This window comes from Vibrio sp. OPT20, assembly GCF_963889365.1.
GTDB classification, from domain to species: Bacteria; Pseudomonadota; Gammaproteobacteria; order Enterobacterales; family Vibrionaceae; genus Vibrio; species Vibrio splendidus.
The window spans coordinates 13954-28967 of sequence record NZ_CAWPOA010000038.1; the positions used below are offsets into that span (position 1 = coordinate 13954).

The 15014-nt window shown below is 39.2% G+C and carries 14 protein-coding genes; all 14 read right to left on the minus strand.

The features are described from left to right. Window positions 1-4: 4 nt before the first annotated feature. Entirely contained in the window at window positions 5-1207 is a 1203-nt protein-coding gene (locus tag AACR09_RS08495) for an oligosaccharide flippase family protein (protein WP_193834761.1), read from the minus strand. Between the two features lie 44 nt (window positions 1208-1251). After that, a complete protein-coding gene (locus tag AACR09_RS08500; RefSeq protein ID WP_193834763.1) occupies window positions 1252-2256 on the minus strand; it encodes a sulfotransferase in 1005 nt (334 codons plus the stop codon). Beyond that, entirely contained in the window at window positions 2246-3346 is a 1101-nt protein-coding gene (locus tag AACR09_RS08505; RefSeq protein ID WP_193834768.1) for a DegT/DnrJ/EryC1/StrS family aminotransferase, read from the minus strand. The genes AACR09_RS08500 and AACR09_RS08505 overlap by 11 nt, the downstream gene beginning before the upstream one ends. Continuing rightward, window positions 3339-3803 (minus strand): acyltransferase, encoded by a 465-nt coding sequence (locus tag AACR09_RS08510; RefSeq protein ID WP_193834770.1) that lies wholly within the window; start codon window positions 3801-3803, stop codon window positions 3339-3341. The genes AACR09_RS08505 and AACR09_RS08510 overlap by 8 nt, the downstream gene beginning before the upstream one ends. Beyond that, window positions 3796-4860 carry a Gfo/Idh/MocA family protein gene (locus AACR09_RS08515; RefSeq protein ID WP_193834772.1) on the minus strand — a complete coding sequence of 355 codons (1065 nt, stop codon included), beginning with the start codon at window positions 4858-4860 and terminating at the stop codon, window positions 3796-3798. Before AACR09_RS08515 ends, AACR09_RS08510 begins: the two co-directional genes overlap by 8 nt. Window positions 4861-4868: 8 nt before the next feature. Continuing rightward, complete coding sequence (locus AACR09_RS08520; protein ID WP_193834774.1) at window positions 4869-5285, minus strand: adenylyltransferase/cytidyltransferase family protein; 417 nt, start codon at window positions 5283-5285, stop codon at window positions 4869-4871. Next, window positions 5282-6802: an asparagine synthetase B family protein gene (locus AACR09_RS08525; protein ID WP_193834776.1), complete on the minus strand. Its 1521-nt coding sequence runs from the start codon at window positions 6800-6802 to the stop codon at window positions 5282-5284. Before AACR09_RS08525 ends, AACR09_RS08520 begins: the two co-directional genes overlap by 4 nt. Window positions 6803-6840: 38 nt before the next feature. Beyond that, on the minus strand, window positions 6841-7395 hold the full coding sequence (gene rfbC, locus AACR09_RS08530) for a dTDP-4-dehydrorhamnose 3,5-epimerase (RefSeq protein ID WP_193834777.1): 555 nt from the start codon (window positions 7393-7395) through the stop codon (window positions 6841-6843). Window positions 7396-7399: 4 nt separating this feature from the next. After that, window positions 7400-8281 carry a dTDP-4-dehydrorhamnose reductase gene (gene rfbD, locus AACR09_RS08535; RefSeq protein ID WP_193834779.1) on the minus strand — a complete coding sequence of 294 codons (882 nt, stop codon included), beginning with the start codon at window positions 8279-8281 and terminating at the stop codon, window positions 7400-7402. Continuing rightward, window positions 8269-9165, minus strand: a complete 897-nt coding sequence (gene rfbA, locus AACR09_RS08540; RefSeq protein WP_193834781.1) for a glucose-1-phosphate thymidylyltransferase RfbA — start codon at window positions 9163-9165, stop codon at window positions 8269-8271. The genes rfbD and rfbA overlap by 13 nt, the downstream gene beginning before the upstream one ends. Then, a complete protein-coding gene (rfbB, locus tag AACR09_RS08545) occupies window positions 9165-10262 on the minus strand; it encodes a dTDP-glucose 4,6-dehydratase (RefSeq protein ID WP_193834783.1) in 1098 nt (365 codons plus the stop codon). The genes rfbA and rfbB overlap by 1 nt, the downstream gene beginning before the upstream one ends. A 218-nt stretch (window positions 10263-10480) precedes the next feature. Continuing rightward, complete coding sequence (locus AACR09_RS08550; protein WP_193834784.1) at window positions 10481-12652, minus strand: polysaccharide biosynthesis tyrosine autokinase; 2172 nt, start codon at window positions 12650-12652, stop codon at window positions 10481-10483. 130 nt (window positions 12653-12782) lie between these two features. Further along, window positions 12783-13223, minus strand: a complete 441-nt coding sequence (locus tag AACR09_RS08555) for a low molecular weight protein-tyrosine-phosphatase (protein ID WP_193834785.1) — start codon at window positions 13221-13223, stop codon at window positions 12783-12785. A 118-nt stretch (window positions 13224-13341) separates the two neighbouring features. Further along, entirely contained in the window at window positions 13342-14478 is a 1137-nt protein-coding gene (locus AACR09_RS08560) for a polysaccharide export protein (RefSeq protein ID WP_193834786.1), read from the minus strand. Window positions 14479-15014: the final 536 nt, after the last annotated feature.

Genomic DNA, 15014 nt, shown 5'->3' on the forward strand with positions numbered 1-15014 from the left:
TAATTTATTTTCCTTTCGAAATGAAGTAGGCCATAGTAATGAATAAAATCAACATCAACGACATTGAGTTTGATAAATAATTAATCGCTACAATAAAATTAATATCAGAGAAAAAAAACAATACAGAAAGTGGCACAATCATATAAAAAACAGAAAAAATCAGCATTATAGATTGTTTATTTTTAACAATAAAAACTGAAGATATTGGTGAAGATATTAGGTTCAAAAACAACCAAGGAGACAATATCGAGGCTATTTCCCCCGCAAGCTTCCAATCGTCACCAAATATGACCATAAATATAGTTTCTGAGAAAAAATAAATAAATGAAAAAACAGGCATACCAAGCAAGAAAGTTTTAATTATAAAATTTCTTACTATATTAGCTAGTTCATCGCCTTGGACAGTAGCCATCTTTTGAAACAAAACCGGAGAAATAGATGCACTAATCATCATCAAGGGAGCTTGAACCATCCGCCACGCCAAAGAAAAATATCCCAGTATAGTACTAGAAAATAACATTCCAATTAAATAATTAATGCCTAATAATCTTACACCATCGATAAATGCATTTGGTAAGTTATATAGGGGGAGCTTTTTATGCCTCTTAAGTAAAGCTATCACCTTAGTCGATTGAGGTTTTTTTTTGAAATCAAAAGCATATAACTTTGACTTAATCAGTAAATAAATAGTTGCAACTACTTGTCCTAAAAAACCTCCAGCCGTCAGGCCAAAACTTCCCGTAAAAAAAGAGCTAAAGCCTAGCTGTGAGCTAGCAATCATTCCACTTCTCACTATTTTACTATGGGCAGATATATTAAATTTTTTCTTTCTGCTGCTCCAAATTGTTAATGATTGAAAAACAGCCATGACAAATACAGTTATCGGTGAAATATAGATCCATAAATATAACTCCCTAGGGATAGATACATATAAAAATAACTGCTCATGAAAAAACAGCAGTAAAAGACCTAACACTAGAGAAATAAACAATGATATCAATATTGATATCATTATCAAAATCTTTGCGTCAGAATCTTTTTTTGGTAACATAATTGACAATTCGTAACGACCAGTACATACCAAGCTTATTATAGCAAGGATACTACTGTAAAGCGCAAATACTCCAAAGTCACTTGGAGTATATAACCTTGTTAATATAGGTGATATAGCTATTGGTATAGCTTGCGCAATAACAGTTCCGGTCATTAGAGTTAATATGTTTTTCGAGAACTCTGTATATTTAAAGAACTTCATTTGTATTGATAATATTCATAAAAAAACTTTAGATCATGATCGAATTTATCAATATCACTTTTTGACAAAACACCTCTCCATTGTCCAATGTTTTTCCCAGAAAGTTCAGGCAATAAAAATTGTTTCTTTCTAACATGTTCATCAGGATCTATGTTAAGAAAGCCAAATATTTTTGGCACAAGATCCTCATAGTTTTCTATAAGATCTTCAAATTTAACGACCATGATACGACTAGCTAAAGCAGGGTTATTCTCCACTTTCATTTGTACTTTCATCCACCCCTGGTAGACAAGTGTCTGCCACTTAATAAATTCTTCCGTCGATTCAGGTATAGCGGCCCACTTTACTCTCAACGAGTCAGCAAACACATCTTTAGGATCTCGAACAACTAAAATCATTTTTGCATGTGGAAGCATATTAAGAATTTTTTCAGGGAACATACAACTTAAGTTTTCGTTAAAACAAAAACGATTCGCTCCACGGCTTTTTAAGACAGGTTCAACTAGGTTGTCAATGAAGTCTTGAACGTATTTAGAAAACTCTTCATCGGAGAGATTCTTACCAACATACATTCTCTTACTACCAAAGCGAGATTTTCTTAACGTCTTAAATCTATTTAGCTTTCTCATTAGTAAGCTATCTATACCATACCAAACACCGTCAAACTCAAGTTCAATTAAATTCCCAATAAAATCGTCACACTTATTTGAAAAAGAAGTACCAAACCAATTCTTATGCTCGAGTGATATATATGGCGATTTATACTTACTATTTATAGATTTAGACATAGCAATAAAGTTACGTATTGCTACATCTGATTGAAATATACTCCAGTTATCGACAAGTGCATCTCTTAGGCTAATGATACCTCCAGGATCAACGAACATCCTAAATTCATCATCCATTGAGTAAAAACCATCAACTTCTTTAAGTAAATCAACTAGAGCACTAGAACCAGTTGAACCTAGTCCTGCGGCAAATATCAACTGGTTATCTTTCATAGAACGCTCTTATCAATTTAATTACTCTACATACTTCTTCTTCATTTAGATGCTCACCAACTGGTAAGCTTAATAGTTTAGTAGCCGCATGTTCCGCAACAACAGTTTCATTGTTACTTTCAAAATGTTTGTAAGCTTCAAGTTTTGGTAAAGATACTGGGTAATGAATTCCTGTTTGAACTCCATTTTTATTTAAAAACTCATTAAGTTTATCTCTGTCGCCTACACGAATGACGAACAAATGATAAACTTGAGTAGCCCATTTCTGCCTGGTCGGTAATGTTATGGTGTTTATATCAGAAAGTTCCGCTAGGTACTTATCTGCAATCTTTATTCTAGTTTCAGTAAATTCATTTAGGTATTTAAGTTTTACTCCTAAAATTGCAGCTTGGATATTATCCAACCTCGAGTTTCTACCTTCAAATTGATGTGCATATTTTTCTGTACGTCCATGATTAGCAATCATTCTACACATTTTTGCTAACTGTTCATCGTTTGTAACGATGGCTCCGGCATCACCAAACGCCCCCAAATTTTTACCTGGATAGAAGCTAAAAGTGCCAATGTCACCAATTGCACCAACCTTTCGACCTTTGTACAAGGCACCGTGAGCTTGGGCACAATCCTCAATCACCCTTAAGTTATTCTGTTTAGCAAACTCAAGTAATGGATCCATATCACATGGGTGTCCATATAGATGGACTGCAATAATCGCTGAAGTATTAACATTTACCAATTTTTTAACACTATTGAGAGAAATGGTAAGATCATCTTCATTTACATCACAAAATACAACCTTGTGTCCACTTCTAGTCACAGCTTCAGAAGAAGCAATGAAGCTATTCGCAGGCACTAGAATTTCACTATTAGCTGGTAACCCCAGAGCTTCAATAGCAATTTCTAATGCATCAGTACCGTTACCTACACCAACACAATATTTAGCATCTTGATATTCAGAGAAATCATATTCAAATGACTTCACATAGCTGCCATTTATAAATTCAGTTTTATCAATGACATCGAAGATAACTCTATCAATATCATTTTTCATTCTGTTATATTGTTTTTTTAGGTCTAGAAATTTAATCATTATCTACTCTTCTTGCGGGGTTACCGAAGTATACACCTTCGACTGTTATATTTTTCGTAACGACAGAACCAGCTCCAATTACAACATTATCACAGATATCTACTGGCAATATAGTTGAATTAGACCCTATTGAAACATTATTACCTATATTGGTGCTCTTCCATTTACTCTTATCTCCCTGAGCCGGACCACCTCCCAGAAAAAGATCATTTATAAACATAACGCCATGGCCAATAAAGCATGATTCACCAATTTTCACTAATTCACAGATAAAAGAATGAGATTGGATTTTGCTACGAGACCCGATGTAAACATCTTTTTGTATCTCAACAAATGGGCCTACAAATACATCATCACCAAATCTACAGCCATAAATATTAACTGGTTCAACGATCTTAAGATTATCACCAAAAATAATATCTCTTATTAAAGATCGTTTTTTAAAAATTCTATTCACCGAGTTGACCTAGCTTACATTTTTTAGGCTTAAACTTTAGTGCTATTTCTTTTCCAGTTTCAATGGATTCATATAGCGCGTTAATAAGCTCTAAGCTCTTCCGACCTTCAAGGCCACCAACCATATGTTCTTTATCATTTTCGATACAATCGACAACATGTTCATAATAGGCTTGATGTCCAAAACCATACACATTAGGCGGATTAACTGAATACTTAGCCATCACTAGTTCATCTTCTTGCTCTTGATCCGAAAAGTTCCAATGAAGCATCTTGTTTACCGCAAAACCTCCAATTTCTACAGCCCCTCTTTCACCCAAAACAGATAAAGAACCTTCCAGGTCTCTTGGCCTGATTGCCGTAGTTGCCTCTATTACACCAATAGCTCCATTTTTAAACTTGACCGTTGCAACTGCAGTATCTTCAGCTTCGATGTCTACTAATGCAGTAGTACTTTTGGCAAATACGCTCTCAACATCACCCATCATCCATTCTAGTAAATCGATATGATGACTGGCTTGATTTGTCAAAACACCACCATCCATAGACCATTTACCTCTCCATTCATCTTGATCATAGTATGATTGGTCGCGACACCATCGAACCCTTATAGTACCAAGTACTAGCTTACCAAACCTTCCTGCATCCATTGCATCTCTCAATTTAACAACGGGTACATTAAACCGGTTCTGCTTCACAACAAATAACTTGCACTTATTTTCATAGCAGGCTGAAATCATTTCATCTGCATCTGTCAATGTTAGAGCCATTGGTTTTTCTACCATAATATGCTTTCCATATTTTGCTAGTCGAACAACGTGCTTAGCATGCAATCCGCTTTCGGTAAGAACAACAACTAAATCGATTTCTTCATTCTCCATCATAACATCCATATCTAAATAATAAGGAATATTATATTTGGATGAGATTATTTCAGCCTTCTCCTTTATTAAATCACAAACAGCAACGAGCTCAGCACCTGCTATTTGTTTTTCTGCAAGTAATTCACTATGACGTTTTGAGATTCTTCCACAACCAACTAATGCTACTTTTATCATTATTAATCCTAATTATTTCGTAAATCATTTAAAGTTTGGTTTATAAGGGTGCTCGATGTCCCTTGGGTATACGGAAAGTATATAACTTTGCAGCCTACATTTAATAATTTCTCTTCATATTCTTTCCATTTTGGTGTTTCGTACCAATCATCTCCAACAAACAAATATGATGCATGATTCTTCTTTGCTGCTGAAACTTTGTCCATCGTCTGCTGTGGAACGGCCACATCTACATATTTACAAGCTCGAACGACCTCCAACCTTTCATGGTATGGTATAACTGGTTGTTTTCCTTTATACGCTACCAATTCATCAACGGTTACGCCTACTACCAGTTTGTCACACATAGCTTTTGCATTACGTAAAATATTGACATGCCCCACATGGAATAAGTCATATACTCCACTTGTATATCCAATAATCATCTATTTATTACCTTTAAGTTTTCGCTAAACCATAATTCATAAGAGCTTAGATTATTTTCATTATCGAAAATCTTGGTCAAATCAACCGGAAAGCCAACCTTTTTATCATATGCAAATTCCTCCCCCATAAAAGGGAGAATTAAGTCACGCAAAGGCTTTTTACCTACATTTTCATTCATCAGCGAGTCTGGTGAAAGCCTAATAGACTTGACAAATGTATGCATATTAGCAATAGGCTCTCTACCTTCGATACCTGCTGCCATAAGTGCGAAATCTAATCTTCGGAATAATACTGGCATATGGTGCCTAATAAAGAACCAACGGACGTATTCAAAAGGAGAGTCAAAGGTTACTTTAGAAAACAGTGCCTCAAAAGTTCGGAACAATTCACTATCTTCTGCGGGCTTAGTGTAGCAGTAGTAACTTAAAAACTGATTGAGGTCGAAGTTATCAACCGTAGCTGCCCATCTAAATACCCTATCATAGCCGCCAAAAAACTCATCAGCCCCTTCTCCAGAGAGTAACACTTTAACCCCATCTTCTGCGGCTCGCTTAGAGACCAGATACAATAGAACTTCATTGGGTACAGACATAGGTTCACCTCTGAGAGTAAGAAGATAATCAAAAGCAATCTTATACTCTTCCTCATTAACCTCTAGTACCGTAAGGCCTGGTATGCGTTCCTGTCTAAGAAACTCTAAATCATCATCTCCTGCGAAACCCGTAGTATAATACTTATCAAAGTCACCGATACTGCGTAATAGATTGCTATCAATACCTTTACTCAAAAGTAGACCAACAGGCACTTCCGACACCATTCGGGTATCTACACCTTTAGTAATAGCCTCTTGAATTTCGTCAAGCCTTACTTCACCATAGTTGCCCCCTAAATGGTCCGAACAGTCGAAATATTTGCCAGTTATTATGCAAGTACCTGGATCAACACTCTTCACATTCTCAAAATATGAACCGGAAAAAATAGGCGCTCTAGTAGCGTAGTACTCTTGGATAGCAGATTTGTTGGTACCTAAATCAAACAGTTGTTTTAAAACAATTGGCTCAGAGCAGAAAGAAATACTATCTTCAGTTTCATAAAAAAATAGAGGTTTAACACCAAAAGAGTCTCTAGCCGCGTGGCTAAGGTTGCCATTTTTGTCGATATAAACGAACGAATAAAATCCATCTAGCTCACTAATATCGAGGTTATTAGAGCTGAGCAATGCACTTAATAACTCTGTATCGCCTTTGAAATCTATATCGAAATATTTATGACCTAACTCTCTATAATTGAGAATTTCGCCGTTGAAAACAAGCATGCCACCATTTAGGTCAATCATCGGTTGGTTTGTACCAGCTTGAACGTCGATAATAGACAGGCGCGAGTGATAAGCTTTCCACCCATTGTGTTCAACTAGACCCGAGGAACAGTCTGGGCCTCGAAACCTCAGTAGTTTCTCAATAAGACTTTCATCATTCGAAGTTACATCTTTACTGTTTGTTATAAAAAAACCACACATGAGTAAGTGTTCCTAAGTTCTTTTTGTATAAAGGGTTATCAAGCAAGTATTAAATCAATGAATTGTTGAAATGATAAGCCCTCTTCATCCTTCTTTGATACCAATGGAGAAGAAGTTATTGGCCAATCAATATTCAAGCCGCTGTCATCCCATGTAATAGATATTTCAGCGGATGGGTTATAGTAATCAGTACATTTATAAACAAATTCGGCTTCATCACTTGTTACATAGAAACCATGAGCAAAGCCTTCAGGAATCCACAACTGCCGTTTATTCTCTGCAGACAGATACTCTCCTATCCAATGACCAAACGTCGGTGAGCCTTTACGAATATCTACTGCCACATCAAATACCTCACCTGAAACGACACGAACAAGTTTACCTTGTGTGTTTTCGGTTTGGTAATGCAAACCACGTAAAATCCCTTTCTTCGATTTTGAATGGTTATCTTGCACAAATTGTGTCGACTTGCCAGTTACTAACTCTTCAAATTGCTTTTGGTTCCAAGTCTCCATAAAGAAACCACGCTCATCGCCAAACACACTTGGTTCTATAATTTTTACATCTGGAATGCGTGTATCGATTACTTTCATTTTATTATCCAGTATACGCTTGAATATTGTTTAAAGCTGTCTTCCAATCACTCACTTCGATGGAGAATTTTGCCATAATTTTCTCGTTACTTAAGCGGGAGTTACTTGGGCGCTTTGTTGATGTTGGATATTGGTCGGTAGTAATACTTGTTAAAGCAGGCTTATTCACAAGAACCTTTTGTTGAACAGCAACATCAAAAATAGCATTCGCGAAATCAAACCAACTGACATGAGGTAAACCCGAGTAGTGATAAACCCCATATTCAACCTCACTTCCCTGAGCAATACGTTTGGCGATTTGAATCAATGTACTTGCAATATCACCGGCAAATGTAGGCCCACCAAACTGGTCTCCGACAATGCTTAATGCATCTCGAGTCTCACCTAATCTGAGCATCGTTTTCACGAAATTATTGCCGTTCTCACCAAAAACCCACGCAGTACGAAGAATAATGTGCTTTTCACATGCCTGTGCAACTGCAATTTCCCCTGCCAGTTTACTTTTACCGTAAACACCTTGAGGATTTGTCGTATCTGTCTCGATATAGTCCCCGACTTTATTACCTTCAAAGACATAGTCTGTGGAGATATGCAAAATTGCTGCACCAATTGTTTGCGCGGCTTGTGCTAGATATTTGGGACCATCTCGATTTATCGCATAAGAGAGGTCAACTTCCTCTTCAGCTTTATCAACTGCAGTATGTGCAGCTGCGTTAATAATTATGGTCGGCTGAAATTCAGAAATAATAGCAATAACGTTTTCTTGATTAGTGATGTCGAGATGCTCTCTATCCAGTGCCAATACCGTCGTATTTTCATTATGCTTTAACTGTTTGGTTAGACAAGTACCTACTTGGCCGTGACAGCCTGTAATTAATACGCGCATTTAGCCATTGCCTTCTTCTTATCATTTACCAAACGGGTCAGATACTGGCCATACTCGTTTTTCATCATTGGTTTAGCTAAAGTCAGTACTTGTTCATCACTCAACCAGCCATTGCGCCATGCTATTTCTTCTAAACAAGCGACTTTTAAACCTTGAACATGTTCGATTGTTTGTACAAAGGAAGAGGCTTCATGGAGACTCTCATGTGTACCTGTATCTAACCAAGCAAAACCACGACCAAGTAACTCTACACTCAGCGAGTCATCATTAAGGTACATCTCATTAAGCGTTGTAATTTCTAATTCTCCACGGCGAGATGGCTTAACTTGTTTGGCCATTTCCACCACACTATTATCGTAGAAATACAAACCTGTGACTGCATAGTTAGATTTTGGAATTTCCGGCTTCTCTTCGATGGATATCGCTTTCATATTTTCATCAAACTCAACGACACCGAAGCGCTCTGGGTCTTTAACTTGATAGCCAAAAACGGTGGCGCCGCACTCTCTTGACGCTGCGTTCTGTAAAGTTTGTGAAAATGACTGACCATAAAAAACATTATCGCCAAGCACTAAACACACACTGTCATCACCAATAAACTCCTCACCGATGATGAAAGCTTGAGCTAAACCATCAGGACTTGGCTGGACTGCATATTCAAAGTTAATTCCGAAATCAGAGCCGTCACCAAGGAGACGCTGGAAACCCGCGTTGTCTTCCGGCGTCGTGATAATCAAAATATCTTTAATACCAGCGAGCATTAATGTTGAAACTGGGTAAAACACCATTGGCTTGTCATAGATCGGCAGTAATTGTTTCGACACGCCACGTGTAAGTGGGTATAAACGAGTGCCTGAACCACCAGCCAATACGATACCTTTCATCAGTTGTTTTCCTTAGTTACCGGTGATTCTACACCTAGGCGTTCACGTTGATAGCTACCATCTTGCACGTTTTGACACCACTCGGAGTTATCTAGATACCATTGCACAGTTCTACGAAGACCTGTTTCAAACGTTTCTTCTGGCGTCCAATTTAGCTCACGTTGCATTTTAGATGAGTCAATCGCATAGCGGCGGTCATGACCAGGGCGGTCTTGAACATGGGTGATTTGCTCTGCGTATTTGGTCGCTTTTGGGACTAGCGTGTCAAGGGTTTCACAAATCGTGTTCACTACTTCAATGTTTTTCTTCTCGTTGTGGCCACCAATATTGTAAGTCTCGCCTACTTTACCTTCGGTCACGACTTTGTAGAGCGCTCGTGCATGGTCCTCAACGAACAGCCAGTCACGAATTTGATCACCTTTTCCGTAGATAGGAAGGTCTTTTCCTTCTAGAGCATTAAGAATAACCAGTGGGATCAATTTCTCAGGAAAATGGTACGGACCGTAGTTATTTGAGCAGTTGGTGACGATAGTTGGCAGACCATAAGTTCGTAGCCATGCGCGAACTAGATGGTCACTTGATGCTTTTGATGCCGAGTAGGGGCTTGATGGCTCATACGATGTTGTCTCCAAAAACATTGGGAGCTCTGCACCCTCAGGTACTTCATCAGGGTGAGGAAGGTCACCATACACTTCATCGGTAGAGATATGATGGAAGCGAAACTCTGCTTTAGCTCGCTTTTCAAGTTTATTCCAGTACTCGCGTGTAGCTTCCAATAACGTATATGTTCCAACTACATTCGTCTCTATAAATGCAGCAGGGCCAGTGATAGAACGGTCAACATGCGACTCAGCCGCTAAGTGCATCACCGCATCCGGATTATGCTCAACAAAAATCCGGTCAAGCTCTGCGCGGTTGCAGATGTCAACTTGTTCGAATGTGTAACGCCCATTAGAATCAACTTCAACAAGTGACTCTAAGTTTCCTGCATAAGTTAACTTATCAACGTTGATTACGCTGTCAGATGTATTATTTATAATATGGCGTATAACTGCTGAACCGATAAAACCAGCACCACCGGTGATGAGGATTTTCATAGTTTTCTCTTATGTTTTTTGAACATAATCACAGGTGTGAAATGTATAAAGTTGTTTTTCTTAAAAATCACGCGCAAAACAAACTCGGGTTATTGTTTTCGATGATTGAACAAAACTATCAATGAGGTCACTCTTCAGCTCTTAACGAAAAGTGTTCTGTAAATAAGAATTAGAATTAGAATTACTAGGAGTTTATCTCCTAGAATGAACCATGTAATTTACTTAACATCACTTGCATATTCATAGTTATAATAACCATAGCCATGAGAACTAGAAGCTTTCTTCTCTATAGCGTTGAAGATTACGCCTTTCACTTCAATACCAGATTGTTCGAAACGGCTGCGAGCAACGTCGATCTCTTTGACTGTATTTTGGCCGTAACGAGCAACCATGAGTGTGGTGCCAGCAAAGGCTGCGACTATACTTGGGTCGGTTACCGCGAGCACTGGTGGAGTATCGACAATAACTAAGTCATACTCTTTTGATGCCCATTCCATTAGTTCTGCAAAACGCGGGTGCATTAGCAATTCAGATGGGTTTGGTGGTACCTGGCCACGGGTAATAATATCTAGATTTTCAACTGGAGTCGACTTCACTGATTGAGAAAACTCTTGTTGGCTACTCAATGCATCAGAAAGACCGTTATCCCATTTCACACCAAAGCTTTGTTGTAGGTAACCTTTGCGCATATCGGCATCAATCAACAAAACTTTTTGGCCAGTCTTTGCTGCTACTGCGGCAAAATTAGTCGAAATAAATGACTTACCAATACCCGGCGCTGGACCAGAGATCATCAAAACGTTATTTTTCGCCTCTAGCATCGCAAAATGTAAACTGGTACGTAAGCCACGTAATGCTTCAATCGAAAGATCGGCAGGATTGGATTCAGCAAGTAGTGCCTGAACACCCTTGGTTTGCATTTTCTTCGATTTAAAACGATTGGTTAGCTCAATTTGTAAATCAGACTTTGGTACGGCGGCGTAAACAGACAAGCCGATTTGTTCAATTTGATCTGGGCTTTCAACACCACAGTGGAACGCCGCTTTAGCCAATACAAACGTGATACTTAACATGCCACCCAGTAGCGTTGCTAGCACAACAATCAGTGGTTTCTTCGGTTTCACAGCGCGAGCATACGCTTGCGCGTCATCTAAGATGCGGACGTTACCTACAGTGCCAGCTTTGATGATGCTCAACTCTTGAACTTTGTTCAAAAGCTGGATGTAGATCTGTTGGTTCACTTCAACATCACGTGTCATACGCAGTACTTCACGTTGTGTTTTTGGTAGTTTTTGAATTTGTTTGTTTAAGCGTACTTTCTCCTGAAGTAATATCTCCCTTTTATCCAATAAAGCTCGGTATGTAGGGTGATCTTTAGTGAACTTTTGGCTAACTTCACTTTCTTTAAACGTCAATTGATTTAGCTGAGCTTCTAAGCCTACCATTACTTTTAACGTAGACTGAGCTTCTAATCCCAAATCGATCGATTCATTTTCTTGGCGATAATTGTTCAGTACGTCTTCATATCCGTTTAGCTCAGACTTAATGCTAGGAAGGTGGCTTTCTAAGAAAGAGAGGCTCTTCTCCGCTTCCGCTGAATTACGCTTAACATTCTGTAAGAAATATATCCGGCTAATATGATTGAGTATTTCAGAAATCTGTTGTTTATTTTCGCCTTCAAAGCTCAACTTCAGAATGCCAGTTTGCTTACCTTGTTCAGACAGAGATAAAGATTGTTTTAGCCATTCGATCGCTTCTAGTCGACTTTGTTTTGCAATAGAGAACTCAAAACCGTTATGCGATTCAAAACCTGCCACAAACAAACTGTAGTCATCAGCGGTGGCTAACTCACCCACCTTACCTCGCAAAATAACGCGATCATCGTCACGAACCAGTTGGTAAGTACCTTGCTCGGCATCGAGAATCTGAATCGCGTGTCCGTAATCGCCCACATAACTTGGCAACTCAAAACGGCTAACAACAATGTGGTTAATATCACCGGTCAAACGAGCAAACCCTTTACCAACGATAGGTGCATAGTTAGGTGATGTCATCGTCGTAAGGTTAAACTTATCGACCGTTTCACCCAAGATCATGCGCGATTTAATGATCTCAATTTCTGTTGTCGCGGAAGATTCCTGAGAGAATAACTCACCCATATCACCGACCATCGATGAAATACCGCCTGAGCTCTTCTCTTCAATTTGCATCAGTGCATCGGCTTTGTATATTGGTGTTGAGAGCACGGCAAATGCAATTCCAAATGTAACAAAAGCGAATGTGGTCAGTATAATTAACCATTTAGCGTTCAGCAGAATACCAAGCAGTTTTCCTAAATCTATCTCATCAGTGTTGCCTATGTGCAATTGTTGAGATGGTTGTATTGTCATCAGATTACTACTTCCTAACTAATATTTGAAGATAAGTGACGTACGGCTTACGTATCTTTCTCTCTTATGTGGTTCTATTGGTGGCGATGATGCTTAACTAAATGCTATTTAGATTAGATGACAGCATTAATTACAGTTTTTTCGCCCAAGCTTGTGCTGCTTCGTCAATCAATTTATAAGCGTGTTCAAATGCTTCACGGCTTTGACGATGTGGATCTGGAATATCTTTTTGACCAATCCACTGACCAAACAACATGGTTTTACCACGCGCTTCCGGTGATATTTGAGTGAGCGCCTCCATATGGCTCTTCTCCATCACTAATATCAAATCATACTGGGCACAAAGCTGTCGTGTAACTTGCTGAGACTGATGATTTTCAACATCGACACCATTTTCAGCGGCAATTAAAATTGCCTTGTCGTCTGCAGGCTTACCGATTAAGCGGCTTTTTTCAGCAGCTATACCTGCAGAGGCTACCTCTTTGTTAGGCAGCAATTGTTGAAAAACACGCTCTCCCGTCGGGGAACGACAAATGTTACCCACGCAGACCACTAAAATTTTATTAAACATAACTGACTTCTACTGTATTGGGCTTATAAGCTGAACGTACGAATAAACAGGGTTGACTACTAGGCATCAAAAATCAGGCCACTCGTGAAATGTGACCTAATGACTGTTGTATCTTAGTCTAAGGCCAATTACGCACACGTAACGCACCTTCGGTTAAATTATTAAATCCGTTAATGGTTGGTAGCAACTGCCCAACAACACGGTTCCAACGGCTGATTGGCGCTGCCGTAACATAAACAATGTCATAAGGTTTTAAATCAAACTCGGTGCCAATGACTAAGGCTGATGCATCTTCTATATTTAGTTGGTAGATATCTGCCATACGCTCTGATTTATCATCAGAAGTTCGAATTACAAACACGCCGGTTGCATCAGCTGTCAGCTCATTTATCCCACCAACATTACTGAGCGCTTCCGTCAGACTCATTCCCACTCTATCAATCTTCAAGAGCTTCGGTTCTTTGACTTCACCCATCACGAACACTTTCTGCTTATCATTACGCGGCACGTGAACAATGTCACCAGCTTGCAGTAAGCGGTTTTGGGTTAGGTCACCACGTTGCATCAGTCCGTAAAGTGAAAGGTTTTCTTCTACGCCATTACGCGTTAATGAAACATTACGCCAGTCGGCATCTTCAGACAAACCGCCAGAACGGTTCACTGCATCCAATAACGTTAAAGGGATATTGGTAATCGCTTGCTGGCCAGGGTTTGAAACCTCACCCGTAATGTAGGTTTTTTTAGAACGAAAAGCAGCAACGTTCACATCAACCTGGGGGCTCTCGATGTACTTAGCTAAACGGTTTGCAATATCAGCACGAACTTCGCGTACGGTTTTACCAGCCACTTCAACAGTACCAATGTACGGGTAGAAGATGGTGCCATCAGCATGAACCCAGTTACCCGCTTCGGTACTACTGCGGTAAGAGCCCGCAGGAATCGTCAGTTCAGGGTGGTCCCAAATGGTAATATTTAAGATATCACCGACACCCACTTGGTATTCATACTTCGCGATATCAACATCAAGTTCCGGGTTTGCTTGTGAAACTGATAAAGATTCATTTCGGTAGCTTGATACAGATTGAGCAGTGAGTGGGTAAAGGTTAACCACGTCAGAAATATCAGACTCTTGCTGCATCTCTGAAGGCTGAATTACATTCTTATTGTCAGTCGTAAGGTGTGTTCCTGGAGTCGTACAGCCTGCGAGCAATACAGGAAGGAGCGCTCTAAGGAGACGATTTTTATTAATCTTCATGTTAACCAAGTTCATAGAAACGGAATGTGTCGTGATATCCCAAAGGACACCCAAAGAAGTTAGAACCAATAATTTTATCAGCTACGTAGTATTTAAGAGAGTTAAGGAGGAGTTATTACCGTGACCTCGCTCCCACTTAATATCAAAGATAGGAACGCTACCGCCCCTTGATATTCCGCGACATCACACTGCGTAGTTATATTGCTCCTATCAGGATGGAGGTTGATTAGGGGTCTTTTGTCTAAAATGTAGCAAAAAGTATGCTTGCATACGGTTAGATTAATTCGTAAGCATTATCCACAAATTGTGGTTATTATCAACCTAGTTGAATGGTTTTAAGGTTAAAGAGCTAAAGAGCAGATGAGAGTACGAGTAAACGAAGAGCAGGTAAAGCCGTGACAGGATGCTTTTAGCTCCTCCCCTTTATTATCACTACTGTTGTAGTGGTCAACAAATTCCGGACACTGACTTAAGCCGATTTTCGGCATTTACTGGCGACAGCCCATCATTTGCTTGATGAGGCCGTTGCCGATTAT

Excerpts from the sequence above, each read along its gene's own strand:
- AACR09_RS08560 (WP_193834786.1), bottom strand. The coding sequence starts at position 14,478 with ATGAAGATTAATAAAAATCGTCTCCTTAGAGCGCTCCTTCCTGTATTG.
- AACR09_RS08550 (WP_193834784.1), bottom strand. The coding sequence starts at position 12,652 with ATGACAATACAACCATCTCAACAATTGCACATAGGCAACACTGATGAG.
- AACR09_RS08505 (WP_193834768.1), bottom strand. The coding sequence starts at position 3,346 with ATGATTAAATTTCTAGACCTAAAAAAACAATATAACAGAATGAAAAAT.
- AACR09_RS08495 (WP_193834761.1), bottom strand. The coding sequence starts at position 1,207 with ATGACCGGAACTGTTATTGCGCAAGCTATACCAATAGCTATATCACCT.
- rfbD (WP_193834779.1), bottom strand. The coding sequence starts at position 8,281 with ATGCGCGTATTAATTACAGGCTGTCACGGCCAAGTAGGTACTTGTCTA.
- rfbA (WP_193834781.1), bottom strand. The coding sequence starts at position 9,165 with ATGAAAGGTATCGTATTGGCTGGTGGTTCAGGCACTCGTTTATACCCA.
- rfbB (WP_193834783.1), bottom strand. The coding sequence starts at position 10,262 with ATGAAAATCCTCATCACCGGTGGTGCTGGTTTTATCGGTTCAGCAGTT.
- AACR09_RS08555 (WP_193834785.1), bottom strand. The coding sequence starts at position 13,223 with ATGTTTAATAAAATTTTAGTGGTCTGCGTGGGTAACATTTGTCGTTCC.
- rfbC (WP_193834777.1), bottom strand. The coding sequence starts at position 7,395 with ATGAAAGTAATCGATACACGCATTCCAGATGTAAAAATTATAGAACCA.
- AACR09_RS08520 (WP_193834774.1), bottom strand. The coding sequence starts at position 5,285 with ATGATTATTGGATATACAAGTGGAGTATATGACTTATTCCATGTGGGG.
- AACR09_RS08515 (WP_193834772.1), bottom strand. The coding sequence starts at position 4,860 with ATGATAAAAGTAGCATTAGTTGGTTGTGGAAGAATCTCAAAACGTCAT.
- AACR09_RS08525 (WP_193834776.1), bottom strand. The coding sequence starts at position 6,802 with ATGTGTGGTTTTTTTATAACAAACAGTAAAGATGTAACTTCGAATGAT.
- AACR09_RS08500 (WP_193834763.1), bottom strand. The coding sequence starts at position 2,256 with ATGAAAGATAACCAGTTGATATTTGCCGCAGGACTAGGTTCAACTGGT.